Genomic DNA, 438 nt, shown 5'->3' on the forward strand with positions numbered 1-438 from the left:
CGGCGCGCCGCCGGTGCGCCAGGCATTTTCGCTGACGACGAACGTATCGGCGAGCGTGATGCGATTTGCCTTGATGGCGTTGAAGACCACCTCCATCGTCATCAGCTTGGCCATCGAGGCCGGCGGTATCGGCCTGTCGGGATCCTTGGCGAAGAGCACCGTGCCGGTGTCGGCATCGATCATGAACGCTTGTGTTGCCTTGGTCTCGAACAGCTGCGCATTCGCCGGAATGGCGCAAACCAGCACCAGCACCAATCCCAGAAGGCTGGCGAAAGGCGGAAAACGGCGCAACTGCATGAAATGTCGACCCGATCTGAGCAAAACCGGAAGGCGCTGAGCGGTTTTCCGCCCCGGAATTGCGCAAAGACTACCCCGCAGCCAAGCTATCAGGGTTTTTGACGCCGGACCAACGGACAGCGAGAATTTGATCAGTTACGC

Annotated in this window: 1 protein-coding gene; it reads right to left on the reverse strand. The window is 59.8% G+C overall.

Going from position 1 to position 438, the window contains the following annotated elements:
* The coding region (locus EN852_RS35265; RefSeq protein ID WP_135879632.1) for a serine hydrolase at positions 1-297 on the reverse strand (297 nt) is incomplete at its 3' end.
* Positions 298-438 lie beyond the last annotated feature (141 nt).

Source organism: Mesorhizobium sp. M2E.F.Ca.ET.209.01.1.1 (assembly GCF_004010375.2).
Classification (GTDB): Bacteria; Pseudomonadota; Alphaproteobacteria; order Rhizobiales; family Rhizobiaceae; genus Mesorhizobium.